This window comes from Planctomycetota bacterium, from assembly GCA_035384565.1.
GTDB lineage: Bacteria > Planctomycetota > PUPC01 > DSUN01 > DSUN01 > DAOOIT01.
The window spans coordinates 84464-105731 of the sequence record DAOOIT010000005.1; the positions used below are offsets into that span (position 1 = coordinate 84464).

14 protein-coding genes are annotated in these 21268 nt (G+C 68.7%); 10 read left to right on the top strand and 4 right to left on the bottom strand.

Annotated elements, in window-relative coordinates:
* Positions 1-25 precede the first annotated feature (25 nt).
* From PLE19_03350 to PLE19_03365, 4 genes are all read left to right on the top strand, one after another.
* On the top strand, positions 26-1228 hold the full coding sequence (locus PLE19_03350; protein HPD13954.1) for a carbohydrate ABC transporter permease: 1203 nt from the start codon (positions 26-28) through the stop codon (positions 1226-1228).
* A gap of 12 nt (positions 1229-1240) precedes the next feature.
* Positions 1241-2302 (top strand): exo-alpha-sialidase, encoded by a 1062-nt coding sequence (locus PLE19_03355; GenBank protein ID HPD13955.1) that lies wholly within the window; start codon positions 1241-1243, stop codon positions 2300-2302.
* A 54-nt stretch (positions 2303-2356) separates the two neighbouring features.
* Positions 2357-3829: a sodium:solute symporter gene (locus PLE19_03360; protein ID HPD13956.1), complete on the top strand. Its 1473-nt coding sequence runs from the start codon at positions 2357-2359 to the stop codon at positions 3827-3829.
* A 124-nt stretch (positions 3830-3953) separates the two neighbouring features.
* Entirely contained in the window at positions 3954-6860 is a 2907-nt protein-coding gene (locus PLE19_03365; GenBank protein HPD13957.1) for a prolyl oligopeptidase family serine peptidase, read from the top strand.
* A gap of 191 nt (positions 6861-7051) precedes the next feature.
* Here PLE19_03365 and PLE19_03370 read toward each other — a convergent pair whose 3' ends face one another.
* The 3 genes from PLE19_03370 to PLE19_03380 all read right to left on the bottom strand — a co-directional run bounded on the left by PLE19_03370 (position 7052) and on the right by PLE19_03380 (position 10530).
* Positions 7052-7186 carry a hypothetical protein gene (locus PLE19_03370; protein HPD13958.1) on the bottom strand — a complete coding sequence of 45 codons (135 nt, stop codon included), beginning with the start codon at positions 7184-7186 and terminating at the stop codon, positions 7052-7054.
* 26 nt (positions 7187-7212) lie between these two features.
* The gene (locus PLE19_03375; GenBank protein HPD13959.1) at positions 7213-8130 is read right to left on the bottom strand and encodes a S49 family peptidase; all 918 of its coding nucleotides are present in this window, start codon (positions 8128-8130) and stop codon (positions 7213-7215) included.
* A 300-nt stretch (positions 8131-8430) separates the two neighbouring features.
* Positions 8431-10530: a PQQ-binding-like beta-propeller repeat protein gene (locus PLE19_03380; GenBank protein ID HPD13960.1), complete on the bottom strand. Its 2100-nt coding sequence runs from the start codon at positions 10528-10530 to the stop codon at positions 8431-8433.
* A gap of 384 nt (positions 10531-10914) precedes the next feature.
* Here PLE19_03380 and PLE19_03385 point away from each other — a divergent pair, with 384 nt between their 5' ends.
* From PLE19_03385 to PLE19_03400, 4 genes are all read left to right on the top strand, one after another.
* Positions 10915-15120, top strand: a complete 4206-nt coding sequence (locus PLE19_03385; GenBank protein HPD13961.1) for a hypothetical protein — start codon at positions 10915-10917, stop codon at positions 15118-15120.
* Between the two features lies 1 nt (position 15121).
* Positions 15122-16171, top strand: a complete 1050-nt coding sequence (locus PLE19_03390) for a prenyltransferase/squalene oxidase repeat-containing protein (protein ID HPD13962.1) — start codon at positions 15122-15124, stop codon at positions 16169-16171.
* Positions 16172-16831: 660 nt separating this feature from the next.
* The gene (locus tag PLE19_03395) at positions 16832-17569 is read left to right on the top strand and encodes a PEP-CTERM sorting domain-containing protein (protein ID HPD13963.1); all 738 of its coding nucleotides are present in this window, start codon (positions 16832-16834) and stop codon (positions 17567-17569) included.
* Between the two features lie 331 nt (positions 17570-17900).
* Positions 17901-18191 (top strand): GlsB/YeaQ/YmgE family stress response membrane protein, encoded by a 291-nt coding sequence (locus tag PLE19_03400; GenBank protein ID HPD13964.1) that lies wholly within the window; start codon positions 17901-17903, stop codon positions 18189-18191.
* Between the two features lie 54 nt (positions 18192-18245).
* Here PLE19_03400 and PLE19_03405 read toward each other — a convergent pair whose 3' ends face one another.
* Entirely contained in the window at positions 18246-18737 is a 492-nt protein-coding gene (locus tag PLE19_03405) for a hypothetical protein (protein ID HPD13965.1), read from the bottom strand.
* 162 nt (positions 18738-18899) lie between these two features.
* On the opposite strand from PLE19_03405, the gene PLE19_03410 reads away from it, so the two are divergent.
* Complete coding sequence (locus PLE19_03410; protein HPD13966.1) at positions 18900-19715, top strand: aldolase/citrate lyase family protein; 816 nt, start codon at positions 18900-18902, stop codon at positions 19713-19715.
* Between the two features lie 519 nt (positions 19716-20234).
* Positions 20235-21233: a MoxR family ATPase gene (locus tag PLE19_03415; protein HPD13967.1), complete on the top strand. Its 999-nt coding sequence runs from the start codon at positions 20235-20237 to the stop codon at positions 21231-21233.
* The last annotated feature ends 35 nt before the right edge of the window (positions 21234-21268 follow it).

A 21268-nucleotide genomic window follows, 5' to 3' on the forward strand; every position in this document is an offset into this window, starting at 1 on the left:
AGCGCGGCCGAGTTGGAACTTGCGTATGAAACTCACGACGCCCAAGCGCATCGCCATCCACGCCGCCCTCGTCGTGGGGTCGTGCATCTTCATCTTCCCCTTCGTCTGGCTCATCACCACGTCGCTGAAGCCGGTCGAGCAGATCATGAAGATGCCGCCCGACTGGCTGCCGCGGGCCTACTACGCCCCCGTCGAGGGCCAGCGGCTCAAGGTGGTCAAGGAGCGCGAGATAGGCGAGCCCTCGCTGATCGTCCACTATGCTGTGGGCGGGACGGCTCCGTCCCGCGTCCTCCTCCCGGCCTCCAAGTACGCCGACGGCAGGGCCGAGGTGGAGGTCCGCGTGGCCGACCGCACGGAGCTCGTGCGCGTGCCCGCGGTCGTCGAGAAGGAGGTCCCGGGAGGCTGCTGGCTGGTGCGCGAGAAGCTCGAGCGTCTGCCCCAGGACCCCGGCCCGCCGGCCCGTTGGGACTGCGTCAGCCCCGCCCAGATCGAGGAGAGGATCGAGCCGGCCTGGTGGAACTACCGCGGCGCCATCCGCTACACGGGCTACTACGAGGGCTCGTTCCTCGGCCTGAAGTACCGGGTGCCGATGTTCCTCGTCTACCTGCGCAACACCCTCCTCGTGGCCATACTGGGCGTCATCGGCACCACGCTGTCGAGCGCGCTGGCCGCCTACGGCTTCGCCCGCATCCCGTGGCCGGGGCGCGACAAGGTGTTTCTCGTCGCCCTCTCGACCATGATGGTGCCGTTCGCGGTCACGATGGTGCCGCTGTATGGGGTGTTCCGCGCGCTGGGCTGGATCGGCACGCTCAAGCCGTTGTGGGTGCCGGCCTTCTTCGGCAGCGCCTTCAACATTTTCCTGCTGCGCCAGTTCTTCCGCACGATTCCGCAGGACCTCTCGGAGGCGGCGCGGATTGACGGGTGCAGCGAGTTCGGCATCTTCTGGCGCATCATGCTGCCGCTCTCGAAGCCGGCCCTGGCCGTGGTGGCCCTCTTCCACTTCATGTGGGCGTGGAACGACTTCATGGGCCCGCTCATCTTCCTCACGAAGCAGGAGACGTATACCCTGTCGCTCGGCCTCCAGTTTTACCAGAGCCAGCACGGCGGCTCCGAGTGGCATTTCCTCATGGCCGCCTCCACCCTCATGATCCTGCCCATCGTGGTGCTGTTCTTCTTCACCCAGCGCACCTTCATCCAGGGCATCTCGACGACGGGGATGAAGAACTGAGGAGGCCCCGCAATGCTCCTTGGCCTGCTGTGCGCCGCGGCAGCGGCGATGCCGGCCGCCTCGCCGGCCATCGTGAAGGCGGAGTTCATCTACGACAGGGCCTCGTTCCCCCAGTGCCACGCCTCGACGATTGCCGAGTCGGGCGGGGGCCTCGTGGCCGCATGGTTCGGGGGCACGGCCGAGGGCCGGCCCGACGTGGGCGTCTGGCTCTCGCGCCACGACGGCCAGGCCTGGTCGCCGCCGGTCGAGGTCGCCACGGGCGAAGCCGCTGTGGGCGGGGCGTCTCTGCCCCGCGAATCCGCCGAGAAACGCTTCCCCTGCTGGAACCCCGTGCTCTTCCAGCCCAGGGGCGGGCCGCTGATGCTCTTCTACAAGGTCGGACCGAAGCCCAGCGCCTGGTGGGGCATGGTGATGGCGTCCCACGATGGCGGCAAGACGTGGTCGAAGCCGGCGCGTCTGCCCGACGGCATCCTCGGCCCGGTGAAGAACAAGCCGATCCAACTGGCGGACGGCACGCTCCTGTGCGGCTCGAGCACCGAGGATCAGGGCTGGCGCGTGCACTTCGAGCTTTCACCCGACCTGGGCAAGACCTGGCAGCGGATCGGCCCGGTCAACGACGGCAAGGCGTTCGGGGCCATTCAGCCCACGCTGCTCACGCACGCCGATGGCCGCATCCAGGCCCTGTGCCGCAGCCGGCAGGGGCGCGTGGTCGAGGTTGCCTCGTCGGACGGCGGCAAGACGTGGGGCGACATGGCCGCGACCGCGCTGCCCAACCCCAACGCGGGGATTGACGGCGTGACCCTCGCCGACGGCCGCCACCTGCTCGTCTACAACCACACGCCGCGGGGGCGTTCGCCGCTGAACGTGGCGGTCAGCCGCGACGGCAAGACGTGGCAGGCCGCGCTCGTTCTCGAAAGCGAGCCGGGCGAGTACTCCTATCCCGCTGTCATCCAGGCCGGCAACGGACTGGTCCACATCACCTACACCTGGAGGCGGCAGCGGGTGCGGCACGTCGTCCTCGACCCCGCGAAGTTCGTCCTCCGCGACCTGCCCGACGGCCAGTGGCCGAACTGAACCCTCTTGCCCCCCTCCCGAGCCCCAATGCCCTCGGGAGGGGAGAGTTCGCCCATGCACGAGCTGCCGCTCCTTGATGTCGTGGTGCTGCTCGCATATACGGCGGGCGTGGTGGGGCTGGGGTGCTGGTTCGTGCGGCGGAGCCAGACGACCGACGCCTTCATGGCCGCGGGCCGCCGGCTGCCCGGCTGGGCCGTGGGCCTCTCGATCTTCGGCACCTATGTGAGCAGCATCAGCTTCCTCGCCCTCCCCGGCAAGGCCTATGCGGCGAACTGGAATCCCTTCGTCTTCAGCCTGTCGCTGCCATTGGCGGCGTGGCTGGGCGTGCGGTTTTTCGTGCCCTACTACCGCCGCCTCGGCAACGTGTCGGCCTATCACGCCCTCGAGGCCCGCTTCGGCTCCTGGGCGCGCCTCTATGCCGTTGCCTGTTACCTGCTCACCCAGGTGGTGCGCGTCGGGGCGATCCTGTTCCTCGTTGCCCTGCCCCTCGAACGCCTGCTGGGCTGGGACATGCGGCTCATCGTCCTGGCCACCGGCGTGCTGGTGACGCTCTACACCCTCCTCGGCGGCATCGAGGCCGTGATCTGGACCGATGTGGTGCAGAGCCTCGTGCTGGGCGCCGGCGCCCTCGCGTGCGCCCTGCTGCTCACGTTCGACATGCCGCAGGGGCCGGGGCAGCTCTTCGAGATCGCCGCGAAGCACGCGAAGTTCAGCCTCGGCAGCTTCGGGCCGAGCCTCGCCGAGGCGACGTTCTGGGTCGTGCTCATCTATGGCCTGTTCATGAACCTCCAGAACTTCGGCATTGACCAGAGCTACGTGCAGCGCTACCTCACGGCCAGGAGCGACCGCGAGGCCCGGAAGTCGCTCTGGCTCGGCGCCTTGCTCTACCTGCCCATCTCGGCGCTGTTCTTCTTCATCGGCACCGCGCTGTTCGCTTACTTTCAGGCGCGGCCGGGGCTGCTGCCCGAGGGGCTGAGCGCCGACCGCGTGTTTCCCCACTTCATCGTCGAGGGGCTGCCGCAGGGTTTCACAGGCCTGCTCATCGCGGCCATCTTCGCCGCCGCGATGAGCTCGGTGGACAGCAGCCTCAACTGCTCGGCCACGCTGACGCTGGCGGACCTCTGGAAGCGCCACGTCCGCCGCGAAGCGTCCGAGCGCGAGGCGATGTGGGTGTTGCGCATCAGCACCGTGTTCTGGGGCGTGCTGGGCACGAGCATCGCCCTCGCGCTGGCCGTCTTCCACGCCGACGAGAGCACGCTCGACCTGTGGTGGAAGCTTTCGGGCATCTTCAGCGGCGGCATGCTGGGCCTGTTTCTCCTCGGCCTGATCGCTCGGCGGGCAGGCAATGCCGCGGCGGCGGCCGGCGTGGCCTGCGGCCTCGCCGTCATCGCTGCCATGACCTTTCTGCGCACTCCGTTCCACACCTTCCTGGTCCCCGCCTTCGGCGCGACAAGCATCGTCCTTGTCGGCTGCGCTCTGGGCGCGCTCACCCGCGCCGCGCGCGGCGGGGACGGGAGCCGCGCTTGAACCCCGCGCGGGGCGCTGGTAGAGTGGCGGGGCGTGGAATGAGCGAGGAGTCTCACGCAGAGGCAGCGGAGGGAGCAGAGGACAGAGAGGATTTGGGTTGAAATCGCAGATTGCAAATCGCAAATTGCAAATCCCCACAGTCGCGCTCTGTCTCACGGCAGCGCTGGCCAGGATGTGCCCGCTGTCGTGGGGCGGGGCGGCGGAGGCACCCGCCGAGGTGCTCTTCGCGCCCGGCGCGGCGGGCTATGTGACCTCGTGGCTGGTGGCCGGGCCGTTCGGGTTCTTGCGCGACTCGCAGCTCGACCAGGACTTCCTGGGCGGCGAGGCGACCGTTCGCCCAAGGGATGGGGATGTGGTGGGCGGCGTGTCCCCACGCCGCGATCCGCGGGACGGAGACGTCCCGCCCACAGTTCCCGAGAAGCGCGTCGCGTGGCAGGCGGTCGCGTTCGCCGACCCCGTGCTGAACTTCAAGGAACGCTGCCTGCCGCTCGGCAGGTCGGCCTTCTACCTCGCGGCAGCCGTCGTGGCGAAGAAGGACGTTGACCTGGCCCTCGTGCTGACCCACACGGGGCAGGCACGGGCGTGGCTCGACGGCAAGGAAGTGGTGCGAAGCGACAAGGACGCCTACAGCCTGGGGCCGAAGACGGTCGAGCATGCCTTCGCGCTCAAGGCGGGCCAGCGGACGCAATGGCTGCTGAAGCTGGGCTCGGATGGGCGCTACCTCCAGATCCTCGTGCGGCTGAAGTCGGGGCCACGAGCGGCGCAGGCCGACGAGGTGGCCATCGCACTGCCGCTGGCCGCCGGCGCGAAGCCGAACCCCGAGGCATTCCTCCTGCCCTCGTTGAGCCTGGGCCTGCCCCGCCAGCGCTTCGTGGAGCCGGGCGAGAAGGCCAACCTCGCCTTCGGCTTCGAGGGCAGCTACCCGCTGTGCGAGGGGCAGGTGGCCGCGGCCATTGCCGTTGCGGATGCGAAGGGCCAGACGGCCGGCAAGCTCGAGGTGCCGGCGACCAAGCTGCCCGAGCTGGCCCTCGCGCCCGCCGAGGTGGCGTGGACGCCTCCCAAGGAGGGCGGCTCGCCCTTCTTCACCCTCACGGCACAGGTGACGCTCGACGGGCGCAGCCTCGGCACGGTGGCCAGGAAGGTCTACGCCCCCGCCAACATCGGACACTGGACCGGCGACCTGCACAAGCGCCTGCTCGCCCTGGCCTCGGCGAAGAAGCTCGCCTCGGACGACCTGGCCTGCGTGCTGCTGAAGATCGAGAAGGCGGCGATGCTCCAGCAGGGCGGCGACGTGCGCGCCTTCGCGCCCGACACCGTGACCGAGCAGCTCGATACCGCGAGCGACTGGCTCGCGCGCCTCGAGGCAGGCCAGGGTCTGCCGCCCCTCGAGCCCGGCGTGCACGAGCTGGCCTACCTCGCCCCGCAGGACGACTCGGCCCAGCCCTACTACCTGCACGTGCCGCCCGCGGCCAGGGACGCCAAGCCCCTCCCCGCCATCGTCTACCTGCACGGCTACGCCCCGTGGCTCGACAAGACCAACTGGTACGAGGTCTCGGCCGGCCTCACCGCGCAGGCCGACGCCCGCGGCTACGCCGTCATCGTGCCCTTCGCCCGCTCGAACACCGACTTCCAGAGCATCGGCGAGTGGGACGTGATGCACGTGCTCGGCCTCGCGGAGAAGCGGCTCAAGCTCGACCCCGACCGCGTGTTCCTCATCGGCTACTCGATGGGCGGCGCGGGCGTCTACACGCTCGCGGCGCACTACCCCGATCGCTGGGCCGGCGGCATCGTGATGTGCGGCCGGCCGCGGAACTACCTGTGGAAGGACCTCGACCCCGCCAGGGTCGAGCCCTTCAAGCGCCACCTGCTCGACCTCGAGTCGGGCGCGCCCCACGCGCACAACTACACGTACCTGCCGTTCCTGGTGTTCCAGGGCACAGCCGACGTGCTGATCCAGCCCGAGCAGGCCTATCGCTTCGTCGAGGACCTCACTCACCTGGGGCTCAAGGCCCAGCTCGTGAAGCTCGAGGGCCAGAGCCACTGGATCGCCGACGAGGTGTTCTCCACGCCCCAGGTCTTCGACTGGATGGACGCCCGCCGCCGCGAGCCCGCCCCGCGGAACGTGCGGTTCAAGACCCACTCGCTGCTCTACGACCGCGCCTGGTGGCTGACGCTGGACGCCTTCGAGCGCTGGGGCGAACCGGCCGAGGCCAACGCCACGCTCGAGCCGGGCAACAAGCTCGAACTCGCGACGCGCAACGTCGCCGCCCTCACCCTCCGCCCGCCGAAGGAGCTGGCCGACCCCAAGGCGCCCCTGGCGGCGAAGGTGAATGGCAAGGAGGCCCAGCTTGTGCCCGACGCCGAAGGCCGATTCGTCGTCGAGCTGTCGCCCAGACCCGAGGGCCCGCTGCGCAAGAAGCCGACCCTGTGCGGCCCCATCAAGGACGCGTTCAACCGCCGCTTCCTCTTCGTCGTCGGCACGGCGGGCGACCAGGAGGCGACCGAGCGCAACCGCACCCTCGCCCGCCAGATGCAGAAGGAGTGGTACGCCTTCGCCAAGGGCATCCGCCAGATCGCCTCCGACACGGCGATCACCGACGCCGAGATGGCGCGCTCGAACCTCCTCCTCTTCGGCACGCCCAAGACCAACGCCGTCCTGGCCAGGCTGGCCGACAGGCTGCCCATCCGCTTCACCGACGAGGGCTACGAGATCCTCGGCAAGACCTACAAGGCAGGCGAAACGACCGGCCTGATGTTCATCTATCCCAACCCGCTCGCGCCCGAGCGCTACATCGTGGTCTGCGATGGCCAGCGCTACGGCGAAAAGCTCGGCGAGAACCACAAGTACGACCTGCTGCCCGACTTCATCATCTACAGCGCCGAGCCCGACTACGACGACACGAACTGCTTCTACGTGGCGGGGTTCTTCGACGGCGCGTGGAAGCTCGATCCGAAGCTGGCCTGGACGTCGGACGGCCGGCCCAAGCCGCGGCCGACGCTGGCGCCCCCCGCGCGCCCCGACGGGTTCTAGGCAACGCGCCACGATTGCCATTCAGAGCGCCAGGGACGTCGCCCCACCACACCCGTGCAGGCCTGTGGGCGGGGGCTCTGTCCCCCGCGAATCTACTGTAGACGGGGGCCGCGGTAGAGAGCCGAAGAGCCGCGGGGCACGGAGGCCCCGCCCACACGGATCTACAATCGCGGCGTGTGGCTTGGCTGGCGTCACTTCTCCCCGATGCAGTAGAGGAACTTCTCGCCGCGAATGTAGAGGCGGCTGCCGTCGAAGACGGGCGGGCCGTTGGCGACGATCTCCTGCGGCGCCCAGGGCCAGCCGTGGTTCCTCTCATACAGCCCCAAGCTGGCAAGTTCCCTCGCAATGAGGGCTACTGCGCTGGGCCTTGTACGACGACCTGATGTGCAATCTGTATGAAGGCCCTGCCGAGGTGGTTCTCGATGATCTTGATGGCTGGGGTCGCACCCAAGGTGTGGATGCACGCATGGTGGACGGATAGGACCGCATCCTGTAGTTCCTGGTTATCCTCCAGGCGCCGGACCCTCAGCCCGATCTTCTTGCAGCGGTCGTAGGACAGGTGTCGCGCATGCGACTTCGAGAGCGCGTGGTCCGTCAGGTCACGAACGATTCCGTCAGCCATTTTCCTCTTCTTCACCGTCGTTCTGCCTGAGAACATGCCGCCCATAAGCCAATCTGAGACCATCTCCTTCGCCCATTTCATTGCCTTCTCGCACTCCCCAATGAATGCCGGAGGATACTTGGCCAGGATGGGTTGCCATATCGGGATCTTGCTCGGGTCCTTCCCAATCTCCTCCCTTGCACGCTCGAATTCCTCCAGCACCCCGTGGGCAGGAATCCCACGGAACTGAGGGTCGATCGGCCCGAGACTAGACTGCTTGCCCATCCAGATCTCTCGACACGCGCATGCTATCATGGTCCCGGCTGATAGGGCCAGTTGCGGCACAAACGCCCGAATGTCACTGCCGAACATGGCTCTGAGGTAATCCACCAGAGACTCTGTAGCAGCCGTCTCACCTCCCGGCGTATGCAGGAGAAGGTCCAGACCCCTGGAGCGGTCAAGCTGATGCACCACAGTCATCAGCCCGTTCTTGTCCGCGTCGTTAACCTCGACTCCATCGAGGTTGCGCTTCTGGAGCCACCCGGAGTAGTAGAGGATCACATTCCGGCCGGTAAGGTCGGATAGGAGGCGCAAGTACTTACGCCGAATCAGGTCGTGAACGCCGCCGGCGGCCTTCAGCTCGTTGAGGAGTTCATTCCAGTCCGGCATTGGCAGGGCTCATGGCGCTGAACGACGTAGTCCCAGCCTCGATGAAGACGGGGGGCTTCTCCTTCTCCACTTGGTCACTTCGAGAACCCAGGCTCACAAGGTACGCTCGCACCTCAGGCGACTCGATGCCAAGAGTGCGGTACACCCTGTCAATTCTGGTCTGCCGCCTCTTGTCCGTGCGTGCCTTGCCCATCTACGTCACCCCAGCGCAAGTGTTCGATCTGTCGCTTCCGGAAGCAAGGCTATCACATCTATTCCCCCCTGTCAAGCAGCACCGAACCGACAGCTCCCATTCGTCGCTCACTTCTCCCCGATGCAGTAGAGGAACTTCTCGCCGCGAATGTAGAGGCGGCTGCCGTCGAAGACGGGCGGGCCGTTGGCGACGATCTCCTGCGGCGCCCAGGGCCAGTAGCGGTCCACCACGGTCTCGATGCGGTTCACGGCCACGGGCTTGCACGCCGGCCCCTGCTCCAGCACCACGCACATCCCCTGGTTGTCCATCACGTAGATGTGTTTGCCCCCGAGGGCCGCGCTGGCGCCGATGCCGATGGCATTGTAGGTGTGCAGCTCGTCGAAGCCCAGGTCCTGCGCGTAGTGGGTCTTGCCCGACGGGATGTCGGCGGCGTAGAAGAAGCCGTACTGGTCGGGGATGTAGTGGGTGTCGCCGACGATGAGGGGGGAGGCGGGGGTGAAGCGGTCGAGCCATTCGCCGTTGGGCCGGCGGTGGTTGCACTGGACCTCGATGCCGCGGAACTCGGGCTGCCAGGCGTCGCCCTCGCACTTGGAGAAGTCCGCCATCAGGAGGCCGGCAACGCCGCACCAGGCCAGATACATGGTCTCGCCGACGACCACGGGGGCGGCCCAGCCGAGGTCGCCCTGGGTGATGCGGGGATTGGCCCAGAGCTGCTTGCCGTCGGAGGCGCGGTAGCACACGCCTCGCCAGGTGAAGACCACGTCGGTGCCGCGAATCGTCGCGGGGATCAGCGACGCGATGCTGTGCCCCTTGGGATCGCTCCAGACCGTCTTGCCCGTCGCGGCGTCGAGGGCGTGCAGGCCGTTGAACACGACGCACAGCTTGTCGCCGACGAGGGCCGGCGAGCACGAGTAACTGATCTCCTTCGGCACCTCGAGGCGGCGAATCCACTGGCGGTTGCCGTCGAGGTCGTAGCAGGCCACGACGCCGAAGCCGGTGAAGGCCCACACGTGCTTGCCGTCGCTGACGGGCGTGGTGGTGAAGCCCACGATGCCGAAGTGGCCCTCCAGGTGGCCCTCGAGGCGCATGTGGTACTTCTTCTTGTCCACCTCGAGCAGGAGGTCGCGCATCTGGCGGCGAATCTCGAGGCCCTTCTCATAGTCGGCCTTCGCCAGCTCTTCCGCGAGCGGGGCGAGCTTTTCCTTGAAGACGGGGCTGGCGGCGCGGTCCTCCTCCGTTGTGGCCTCGTAGAGGCTGTTGAAGCGGCGCCAGAGCACTTTGCCGGTCGTCTTGTCGAGGCACAGGAGCTGGTCGGGCTCGGCCGGGGTGAAGATGCGGTCGCCCACCACGAGGGGGCAGGCATTGGTCCGCTCCGGCATCTCGGCCATCCAGACGATGTTCTTCTCCTCGTAGGGCGTCGGCTCGGCGTCCATCAGCACGGGCGCGAACCACAGCGCGCGGCCGTTGGGCCCCGTGTAGGTGCACATCTTGGCGAGGAGCTGGTTCCAGCCCTGCTTCAGGTCGAGCGTGATGCGCGGCGAGCGGCCGTGGGTGAAGGCCAGCTTCTGGCGGCTGATGCCGTAGTGGCTGCCATAGCCCATCGCCATCTTGGGCGCGCAGTAGACCTGTTCGCCGTTGAAGAAGAGCTTGAGGCCGTAGATGTGGTCCACCGTGAGGGTCACCTTGCCCGCGCGTGCGGCGTGGAGGTAGGTGTGCGCGTAGGCCACGTGGTTCGGCTTGTAGTCGAGCGCCTTCGCGAGGTCCACAGCCTCATCCAGGTCCACGCGGCCCCAGCGCTCGTAGTCAGGCGCGCGCTTCATCTCCAGGCGCTTCCAGGCGAGGCCGCCCACCTGGTCGCCCTCGGCGGGCGCGAGCTTGGCCTCGCCGGGAATCTGCTCCTTGTCGAAGTCGTTCACCGAGTGGGTCACGGGCAGCAGGCCGACGACGAGCCAGTCGCGGAGGAGGCCGTGGCCTGTGGTGACGGGCGTGGTGCCCTTGGCCGCGTCGGGGGCGGGCTTGGCCGCTTGACACGACAGCCCGGCGACCACGCCTTTGGCGATGCGGCCCCAGGTCGTGGGCGGCGTGGCGTCGGGATAGAGGCCGGTCCAGTTCCCGCGCCAGCCATAGGTCGTGGGGGGCGCGGCGCCCGCGGCGGCGAAAGCGCTGACGGCGGCAAGCAGCAGGCACGACGGTGCGATGTGTCTCACGGCGGTCCTCTCTCAAGCGCTATCCAGCGGAAGAAGCGAATAGATGCAGCATAGCGACTGCGGAGCGGGAGAGCAAGAGCAGATCGTAGCCGCACGTCCGACGCTCGTAGCGGCACACGGCACTTTCTCGAACGGAAACCATGACCACGCACGCTAGACACGTACTCCCGTGTGCGGAAGGGCCGGGCGCCAGCGCCCCGAGCAATCCAGACGACACACGGGACGTGTGTCGCCACTAAGGAGCCCAGAGGCCGTAGGGCCAAGGTTACAATCTATTACGATCCGAAACGGCTTGCGACGGGCCGGGGGGTTGCAAAGCCGATGGGCCGGGGCTAGAATGGGCGCGTACGCTCCCTGCCCCTCTCGGTTGCGACGGAGGCCCCCATGAAGGTCGCTGATCTCGGCGCGGCCGGCGTGATCCCCCAACCCATCGTGGACAAGCTGATCCGCCTGATCCGCCGCGTGCGCTGGCTGATCGTGCTCCGCGGCGCCTGCGCCACCGCCGTCACCGCCATCGGCACGCTGCTGGCCGTGATGGCCATTGACGCCACGGTGACGCTCTTCTCGCTGACGACCCGCTGGGCGCTCACCCTCTCCGCCTACGGGGCCACGGCCTTCGTGGCCGTCTGGTTCCTCGTGCGGCCGCTGGCCCGCAGCCTGACCCTGGCGGGAACGGCCCGCGCCATCGAGACCCACCACCCCGAGCTCCAGGAGCGAATCAGCTCGGCCGTGGAACTGCTGACGAGCCAGGACGCGCCCGAGCTGCGCGGCTCGGACCAGCTCATCCGCGCGCTGGTGATGCAGGCGGCCGACAGCGCCCGCGGGCTCTCGCCGCGCCGCGAGGTCACGCTGCGCGCGGCCCGCCCCTACCTCGCCGCGGCGGCGGCCGTGGCGGCCCTCTTTGCCGCCGTGTTCGTGTTGTGGCCCGACCAGGCGCGCTTCCTGCTCGCACGGGCCTCCGCGCCCTTCATCAACCTGCCCAATCTGCGCGCCCGCGACCTGGCCGTCACCCCCGGCGACGTGGTGATCCTCGAGGACCAGCGGCTCCAGGTCGAGGTGGACGTGCCGATGCGCAACGTGCGCGGGGCCTACTTCCGCACCGTGGCGCCCGACGGCTCGGAGACGGCCGAGGAGATGACCCCCCTGCTCGCCGGCACCGGCGGCGAGCGGCGCTTCGCCTTCACCTGCCCGCCCGCGACTAAGACCTTCCGCTACCGCATCCACGCGGGCGACGCGTTGAGCGCCTTCTACACGGCCACCGTGGTGGCCCGCCCGGCCATCGAGCAACTGAGCTTGCGCTACGAGTTCCCCCAGTACACCGAGCGCGAGCCCGCCGTGGTCGAGAAGGCCGACGGCGATATCAAGGCCCTCCCTGGCACGGTGGTGACGCTCACGGCGCGGACGAACAAGCCCATGGCCGCGGCGCAGATGCTCGTCAACGGCCTGCCGCCCGCCGACCCCAAGGGCCAGCCGCTGGTGCAGACCACCCTGGTTGCGCAGGGCGAGGGCGCGCCCGCCGTCCTCTGCCGATTCACCCTGGGCCACGAGTTGGCCGGCAAGTGGACCCTCCAGCTCACCGACGCGCACACGTTCACCAGCTCCACCGCCGAGCACGCCATCCAGGTGGTGCCCGACGCAGCGCCCACCGTGGCCATCATCAAGCCCGAGGCGAAGCAGCTCCGCCTGCCCCCCACCGCCCCCTTGCCCATTTCCTACACGCTCGAGGACGACATCGGCCTGGCAACGGCCGAACTGCTGATCGAGGTGGACGGCCGCGGCCGCCCCCCAAAGCCCATCGCCCTGCCGCCCAGGGGCAAGAGCCCGACCCGCGCCGTGGCGAGCGACACGGCCCTCCAGCTCGGCACGATGGACCTGCGGAACGCCAAGTACGTCACCTTCCAGCTCAAGGCCACCGACAACTGCCCCAAGGAGTTCAAAGGCCCCCATAGCGGCCTCTCGGACGTCTATCGCATCGAGCTGGACGTGCGGGCGCCCTCGTTCGCCGTCGCCGAGCTCATGAGCCAGGAGAAGAAGCTCAAGGAGAGCCTCGAACGAGTCAAGAAGGACCTCCAGGCCGCCAAGCGCGACAGCGAGAAGCTCCGCGAAGACCTGCCCAAGCAGGACACCCCGCGCGAGAAGGACCAGAAACGCATTGACGACATGCGCAAGGCCCTGGCATCGGCCGACTCCGCCGCGCGCAAGGTCGCCCAGGAGATGGAGGGCGGCTACTTCGACAAGCTGGGCGAGAAGGTGAAGGAACTGGCCGACGAACACATCGCCAAGGCCGAGAACCTGGCGGGCCAGACCAAGCTCGCCGAACAGGCCGCCGAACGCGGCATGCTCGCCCGCGAGACCGACCGCACGATTGACCGCTCGATCAGGATGGTCGAGGAGCTCATGAAGCAGGTCGAGCCGGTCTCCGACGTGGTGCGCAAGGCCATCGAGATGGACGAGATGGCGACGCGCGAGGCCGACCTCGCCCGCGAGAAACTCGCCGCGGAGCAGGCCGCCGCCCAGGCCAATATGACGCCCGAGGAGTGGCAGAAGGCCCAGGAGGCCCTCGCGCGCGAAATGGCCGAGATGCTGAAGGACATGCCCGGCGGCGAGCGGGCCGCGCTCCAGGCGGCCCAGCAGATGGCCGCCAACATGGCCGCCGAGGCCCGCGAAATGGCCAGGGAGCAGGCCGCCCTCGCGGGGCAGAACCCCCAGCTCGAGAAGATTCAGGCGATCGACAAGGCCCTCGCCGACATCGCGAAGCAGCAACAGCAACTCGCCAACGACGCGGCCGCAGGCGCCGCCAGCGCCCCCCAGGCACAGCCGATGGCCAGGGCCGCCGAGAACATCCAGGCAGGCAACCTGCCCCAAGCCGTCCAGAACCAGGCCGCGGCCGAGAATGCCCTGAATCAGGCCGCCCAGCAGATGGCTCAGGGCCAGCCGCCCGCCACGCCGCCAGGGGGCGACGCGGCCCAGGCCGCACCCCAGAACGCCCAGCAGGTGGCCGACCTCGCGAAGCGGCAGGGCGAACTCCGCAATCAGACTCAAGCCCTGATGGAGCAGCGCGCCCAGCTCGCGGGCGAGCACGCCCAGGGCCAGATGGAGCGCCTCCGGAACGAGCAGGCCGCCGTCGCCCAGCAGGCCGAGGCTCTGGCCGAGAACGTCAATAACGTCGCCCCTCAAGCCGCCCCGGCGGGCGATCAGGCGGCCCGGAACGCTGGCGAAGCCGCAAAGGCGCTTCAGAACAACCAGGTCGGCGAGGCCGCCAAGGCCGCCACCGAGGCCGGCAACCAACTCGGCCAGCTTGCCGAACGCCTCGAGAACGCCGCGGCCCAACCCTTCACAGGCCAACCCGCGCCGAACCAGGGGCAGCCCGCCGCCGAGGCCGGCGCCCAACCGCCAGGAGAACACGGCGCCCCCGCCCAAGCCCAGGCCGCCCAGCCCGGAGCGGCCGAAGGCCAGCCCTCCGCCCAAGGGAACCCAAAGGGAGCAGGAGAACAGGGGAATCCACCGCAGGAGGCCGGCGGCGCCCCGCCCGCCGCCGGCAACGAAGCGCAGCCCCAGGGAGCGCAGAATCCCGAGCCGGGCGGCGCCCAGCCGCCGCAGGCCGCGGGCGCCCAGGGAGGCCAGCAGCCCAACGACCGCGGCGCCACGGCGCAACTGGCGCAACAGGCCGCCGGCCTCGCCGAGCGCCAGCAGCAGCTCGCCCGCGAGATGCAGGCCCTCGCCGGCCAGAACCCCCTGGGCCAGGCCGCCGCCGAGCAGGGCGCTCTCGCCGAACGCGCGGGCGACCTCGCTCAGGCCGCCGCGGCCCTTCAGCAGCAGGCGAGCCAGCTCGGCGCCGGCCAGGGCCAGGCGGCCGACGCCGCTACGCAGCTCGGCCGAGCGCAGGCCGAGGCACAGAATGCGGCCAATCAGCTAGCGAATGCCGCCGCGCCGCAGGGCCAGCCCGCCCAGGCGAATCCCGGGCAGGGGGCACCGAACCAGGGCGCCCCGGCCCAAGGCCAGGCAGGGCAGGGCCAGCCCGGGCAAGGCGCCCCGACGCCCAGCGCCGCCTCCCCGGCGCAGCAGTCGGCGGCCCAAGCCATGAACGCCGCGGCCAACGCCCTCGCTGCCCTCGGCCAGGCCCTCGGCAACGCCGCCGCTCAGGCGTCGTCGGCCGAACCCGGCACCCCCGCCGCAGCGGGCACCCCGGGCCAGATGGCTCAGGCCCACCAGTCCGCCAACCAGGCCGCCGCCGCTCAGTCCGGAATGGCCGCCGCCCAGGCGGCGGGGCAGATGTCCGCGATGGCCTCGCAGGCAGCGGCCCAGGCCATGGCCTCGGGCGGCAACCTGCGGAACCAGCCCCACCCCAAGAGCATGGGCAACCCCACCGAGGGCACCGGCACGCAGACCACTGACCTCTCGGAGTCCAAGCTCCGCGACCTCGGCATCAAGCTCGAAGACTGGGCGCGCCTTCCCGGCGAGCTCCGCGACCAGATTCTCCAGGCCGCCAACGACCTCGGCCCCGACGAGTACCGCCCCCTCATCAAGCGCTACTTCCAGGAAGTCGCCCGCCGCGGCGGCATCAAGCCCGCCAAGCCCGAGGGAAAGTGACATGCGCCTCCGCCGCCTCTTCCTTGCTCTGCTCCTCGCCCTGCCGCCGTTCGCCCGCGCCGACGAGGAATCGCCCGCCCTGGCCAAGTTCCGCGAACCCGTGGACCAGGCCATCGACCGCGCCCTCGAGTTCCTCGCCGACAACCAGGAGAGCGACGGCTCGTTCCGCAGTTCCTCCATGCGCCGCTCCACCGCCATCGCCTCGCTCGCCGTCATGGCCTTCCTCGCCAAGGGCCACACCCCCGGCCAGGCCCCCTACGGCGACGTGCTCAACCGCGGCATTGACTTCGTGGTCGGCGCCCAGCAATGGAACGGCATGCTCGTGGGCGACACCTCCACCCACGGCCCCATGTACTCCCACTGCATCGCCACGCTCATGCTCAGCGAGGTCTCGGGCATGGTGGACCCCGACCGCCAGCGCCGCGTGGACGCCGCGCTGGGCAAGGCCCTCCGCCTCATCCTCGCCGCGCAGAAGATGCCCAAGCCCCAGCACCACAAGGGCGGCTGGCGCTACCAGCACAACTCCAACGACTCCGACATCTCCTGCTCCGGCTGGGCGCTGATGAGCCTCCGAGCCGTTCGCAATGCCGGCGGCGCCGTCCCACGCGAGGCCATCGAGGACGCCATCCAGTTCGTCCTCAACTGCCGCCAGCGCGACGGCGGCTTCGGCTACCAGCCCGGCGGCGGCAGCGGCCTCGCCCGCACCGGCACCGCCCTCCTCTGCCTCGAGCTGTGCGGCCGCCACCGCACCAAGGAGGCCCTCGGCGCCGGCGACTGGATTCTCCGCCACATGCGCGATGGCGACTCCGACGGCTTCTTCTACTACGGCATCTACTACACCTCTCAAGGCATGTTCCAGCTTGGCGATGAATACTGGGAGAAATTCGCCGAACACATGTACAGCACCCTCCTCAAGATGCAGGACGCCAGCGACGGCTCCTGGCACGAGGGCCGCGGCAACGAAGCCCGCGCCGGCCGCTGCTACTCCACGGCCATGGCCGTCTTGGCCTTGACCCCAGCGTACCGTCAGTTGCCGATCTACCAGCGTTGACCCCTCGTCTTCCGGCCCTCCGCCTCTTCGCCCCCACCACCGAACACCAAACACCGCTTCCTCCCTCTTCGCGCCCCCGCCTATCGCCAACTGCCGACCTACCAGAGATGATACGTGCGTGGGGGGAGGAAGCCCTTCTTCGCAAGAAGGGCTTCCTCCCCCCACGCCCACCGTCATCCCAAGAACTGCCACACTAGGAACCTGTCCAAGAATCCCCGTAGGCTGCGTTGCCGGCGCCAGCGGGGCGGATGCAAGGCGCGGCTCCGCAGGCGTTGCTGCGGAGCGCATCGCTGAGGAGACGCAACGCGGCAGACGCCCCGCTGCCGCCGCACTTCTCAACCACCGATGTAGTGCTCGGCCCAGGGCATGTTGATAGCTGTTCTGGACATGTTGCCGACTGCCAACATGGGCTCAAGCTCTTACTCCCACGTAACTTACGATTGGTTGACGCTCCACTTTGCCTCTGCCTAGTTGCGTTCAGGCAACATGGGAGGGCGCAGACGGCGACGCCCGAGCCTCTGCCAGCCAGGGTGTCTATGCGTAATCAATTGCCCACGCATCACTTACACATCTGGAGCGCAGGGCGATGTTCTGAGCGTAAAGCGGCATAAGAATTGCTGCGAAGTATTTGTGTTGTTGGGCATAGGTGAGGTAATCCAGTTGAAGACGCTGACACGCAAGCCCCATTCGCTCGCCGCGCTTGCCCTCCTGGTCTGCCTCGCGGCGTTCGCGCGCCCGGCCCAGGCGATGCTGATCCGCGGCATAGGCACGGGCGCGCTCGTGGGCGGCGACCTGACCGACCCCGAGAATGACATCAACGACAACGTGCCGCTCAATCCCAACGGCGGCTCGGGCTTCAACTGGGTCGCGAGCATCGCCACGAGCAGCAACTTCTTCACCCCGGGCAAGAGCCCCGGCGAGGGCGCACTCGACCTCTTCGACAACAAGGTCGGCGCCGGCGAGGCCAAGTGGTACGACGGCAGCGTCCTCCCCAGCCCGGGCTACCGAGTCGCCGTCCAGTTCCCCGTGCAATACGCCCTCACGCGCTTCACCGTGGCCTCGGCCAACGACGTGCCCAGCCGCGACCCGGACATCTGGCGCATCATCGCCTCCGACGACGGCTTGACCTGGGTGACCATCTTCGCCCAGAGCAACGACGGCGTGTCGGTGTGGGGCGCCACGCGGCTCCAGGTGAACCAGTGGGACGTCGGCACCGATTTCCCCGGCCAGCGCGGCTACCTGTGGTACGGGATCGAGGTCACCTCGGTGGTCTCGGGCAGCGACCCGCAGCTCAGCGAGGTCGAGTTCTTCGGCACCCTGGCGCCCGAGCCGGCGTCGCTGGTGCTGCTGGGCGCAGGCGTGGCCGCAGTGGTCCGCCGACGGCGTGCGCGTCGCTGACCCTCTCCCCCTTCCGCCTCGTGCCCCTTGCGCAAGCGTTCGAGCATGGTCCGGCTCTCAGGCGAGCCTGCTGAAGTGAATGTGGCACAGCCGCCCTCGGCTGTGCTGTGGGTGTGTTGTGGGCGGGATGTCCCCATCCCGCGTATCGAGGCGTGGGGACACGCTGCCCACAATGCCCACCCCAGGACACCGCCGCGGGCGGCTATGCCGCACGTTCTGCCCTCAGACGGAGCCCACTTCATTCGGCTGAAGCATGGCGATTGTGGCAGGGGCGGTGCGCGTTCGACTCGATGCGACTGCCTCGCTACACAACATATCGAGGAGGAACCCGATGCCGCTTGGCCAGATCATCTCGCTGCTGATCGTAGGCGCCGTGACGGGCACCCTCGCGGGCGGGCTGGTGACGCGCCGCCGCGAGGGCTTCGGCCACCTGTTGAACCTCCTGTGCGGCGTAGGGGGCGCGCTGATCGGCGGGGGCCTGTTCAACCTGCTTCACATCAACCTGGGTTTCGGCAGCATCGCCGTGAGCCTGGAGGACCTCGTCGTGGCCTTCGTGGGCGCGCTGCTCCTGCTGGGGATTGTGGCGCTGCTGCGCGGCCCATCGAAAAAGCCCAGAAAGTAAGGGCGGCCCGAAAGCCGCCCTCACGAGCCGATGAGCGGGACTCGGCAAACGCCGCTACTGTGACGGAGTGGGCGGCGCCTGCTTGCGGAGGGTGACGTAGAGCGTGGCATCGCCCCGCGGGGGCACCGACGCCTGCCTCGCAAGGTTCGCGTTCACCGTGGTCGGGCTGAGGGTCCACATCGCGCCGGTCAGCGGGTCCACGATCAACCAGCCGATCAGGCCGCCGATGAAGAAATTCCCCACGATGTACCACCCGCCCAGCGAGCCGGAGATGGTGACAATGGCGGGCGTGTAGCCCTCGTGCTCGATCTGCACGCGGTACTCGCCGCTGGAGAAGAAGCCGCTGCCCCGCTTGAGCTTGAGCGTGCAGGGCGTCGCCTGGGCCGTGACCACCGAGCCCGAACTGTCGTAGATCGTCACCCGGCTGCCCGCAGGCGAGGCGAAGATCGAAACCGATTGCCGCGTGCCATTGACGATGGACGCGCAGCCCGAGCCCCCGATGACGGCCGCCAGCGCCACCAGGCCGCAGATCAACCCGCTCCTCATGGGGTGCAATTCAGCCGACCCGGCGAGCATCCTAGCGCGAGTTCCGCGGCCCGTCAAGCGTCATTCGCCCCGCATCGCGCCTTGCGCCCGGCGACGGGAAGCGCTATCAACAAGGCTGCTTGAACGGCCATCGAGGCGCCCCGGCACGAAAGGAACCCCCCAATGAACGGACACGACCTGGCGCAGGCGTTACGAGCAGGGCGGCGCGTGTATGGCACCTGCATTACCGCGCCCTCGCCGCGCTGGCCCGGCGTGGTGAAGGGCCTTGGCCTCGACTTCGTGTTCCTTGACACCGAGCACGTGGCCCAGGACCGCGAGAAGTTGTCGTGGATGTGCGGGGCGTACCGCAGCCTGGGCATTGCGCCCGTGGTGCGCATCCCCGAGCCCGACCCGTATCAGGCCTGCATGGTCTTCGACGGCGGGGCCGAGGGGGTGATCGCGCCCTATGTGGAGACGGCGGCCCAGGTGCGCGCCCTCGTCGGCGCGGCCAAGCTGCGGCCGCTCAAGGGCGAGCGCCTCCATGATCGCCTGGAGGGCAAGGCTCCGCTCGAGCCCCAGTTGGAGAGCTACCTGGCCGAGCGCAACGCGGGCAGCGCGCTGATCGTGAACATCGAGAGCACGCCCGCCCTCGCCGCGCTGGACGAGATTGTCGCGGTAGCCGGCCTCGACGCCGTGCTGATCGGGCCGCACGACCTCACGTGCAGCCTGGGAGTCCCCGAGCAATACCAGCACCCGCGCTTCGACGAGGCGGTGCGCACCATCGTGCGCAAGGCCCGCGCCGCGGGCGTGGGCGCGGGCATTCACTACTGGCTGGGCACCGAGCAGGAGATCGCCTGGGCACGCGACGGCCTGAACCTGGTGATCCATAGCACCGACAGCGTGCTTTTCGCCAACGCCTTGCGGGCCGACCTGGCGACGCTGCGGGGCGCGCTGGGCGATAGCGCGGCCGCGCGCGCGCCTGCCGAGCCCCAGGTGTAGGCATCCGAGGGGAGATCGGCGCACGAGCCTCGCTCCGCAACTGCTGCTCGCGCCGTGTGTTATGGCTGCGCAGGAGAAAAGTTAACGCGAATTAATTTTTTCCTTGCATTTCCTGAACAGGGTGGTATAATCACGAGCGTCCAAGGATGAGCATTCTTGGGCGTTCTTCCAACCGCGAATCTGCTCGGTTTGGCCGCGTCCCAAAGACGCGGCCAAGTCGTTTAAGCCTGCCCCGCAAGCTTCCCCACCCACGCCTCAGCGCTGGCGGAGAAGGCGCCGCGTGTGATGAGTTGTCGCGCCCTGTCACCCAGTGTAAATCGCGCTCCGGGGAACGCCCTGAGTGATTGACTCTCCCGCGGGAAAGCGTATATTCGGGTCGTGCGTCGCGCGCGGACCCTCGCGCGCGGCGCCTGGCGTGTGATCGCCCCGCACAGGGAAAGGAGAGACCCCGTGGGTTCCGAGGCCGAAGCTCTGACGCCCGAAGAGGCCCTCGCCGCCATTGACGGCGAAGACATCCAAATGGTGAAGTCGCTCGGCGCGGCATACGGGAAGCTCACCGAGCAGATCTCGCGCGTCATCGTGGGCCAGCAGAGCGTGATCGAGCAGGTGCTCGTGGCCGTCTTCTGCCGCGGGCACGCGCTGCTCGTCGGCGTGCCCGGCCTCGCCAAGACGCTGCTCGTGAGCACCATCGCCCGCGTGCTGCACCTGTCGTTCAAGCGCATCCAGTTCACCCCCGACCTGATGCCCAGCGACATCACGGGCACCGACGTGCTGGAGGAGGACCGCACCACGGGGCGGCGCGTCTTCCGCTTCGTGCGCGGCCCGCTCTTCGCCAACATGATCCTGGCCGACGAGATCAACCGCACGCCGCCCAAGACCCAGGCCGCGCTGCTCGAGGCCATGCAGGAGCGCATGGTCACCGTGGGCGAAGAGGACTACAGGCTGCCCGACCCCTTCTTCGTGCTCGCCACGCAGAACCCGATCGAGCAGGAAGGCACCTATCCCCTGCCCGAGGCTCAGCTCGACCGCTTCATGTTCATGATCATGGTGGACTACCCCTCGCCCGACGAGGAGTTGAGCATCATGAAGATGGTGACCGGCACGTACGAGGCGGACCTCGGCATCGCCCTGACGGGCGAGGACATCGTGAAGCTCCAGCAGATTGTGCGGCGGGTGCCCGCGGCCGAGCACGTGTTTCAGTACGCGCGCGATCTCGCCCGCGCCACGCGGCCGAACCAGCCCGAGGCGCCTGGGTTCGTCAACGAGCTCGTGCAGTGGGGCGCCGGGCCGCGCGCCAGCATCTACCTGATGCTCGCCGCCAAGGCCCGCGCCATCCTCCACGGCCGCTATCACGCCACCACCGAGGACGTGCGGGCCATGGCCCTCCCCGTCCTGCGCCATCGCGTCATCACCACCTTCAATGCCGAGGCCGCCGGCATCAAGGCCGACCAGGTGGTCGAGCGACTGCTGGCCGAGATCAGGCCGAGGGTCGAAGAGCCTGTGGCTGTGGGGCGCTAGCTGACAGGACCTCCGCTGGGCGGGCCCGACTGGTT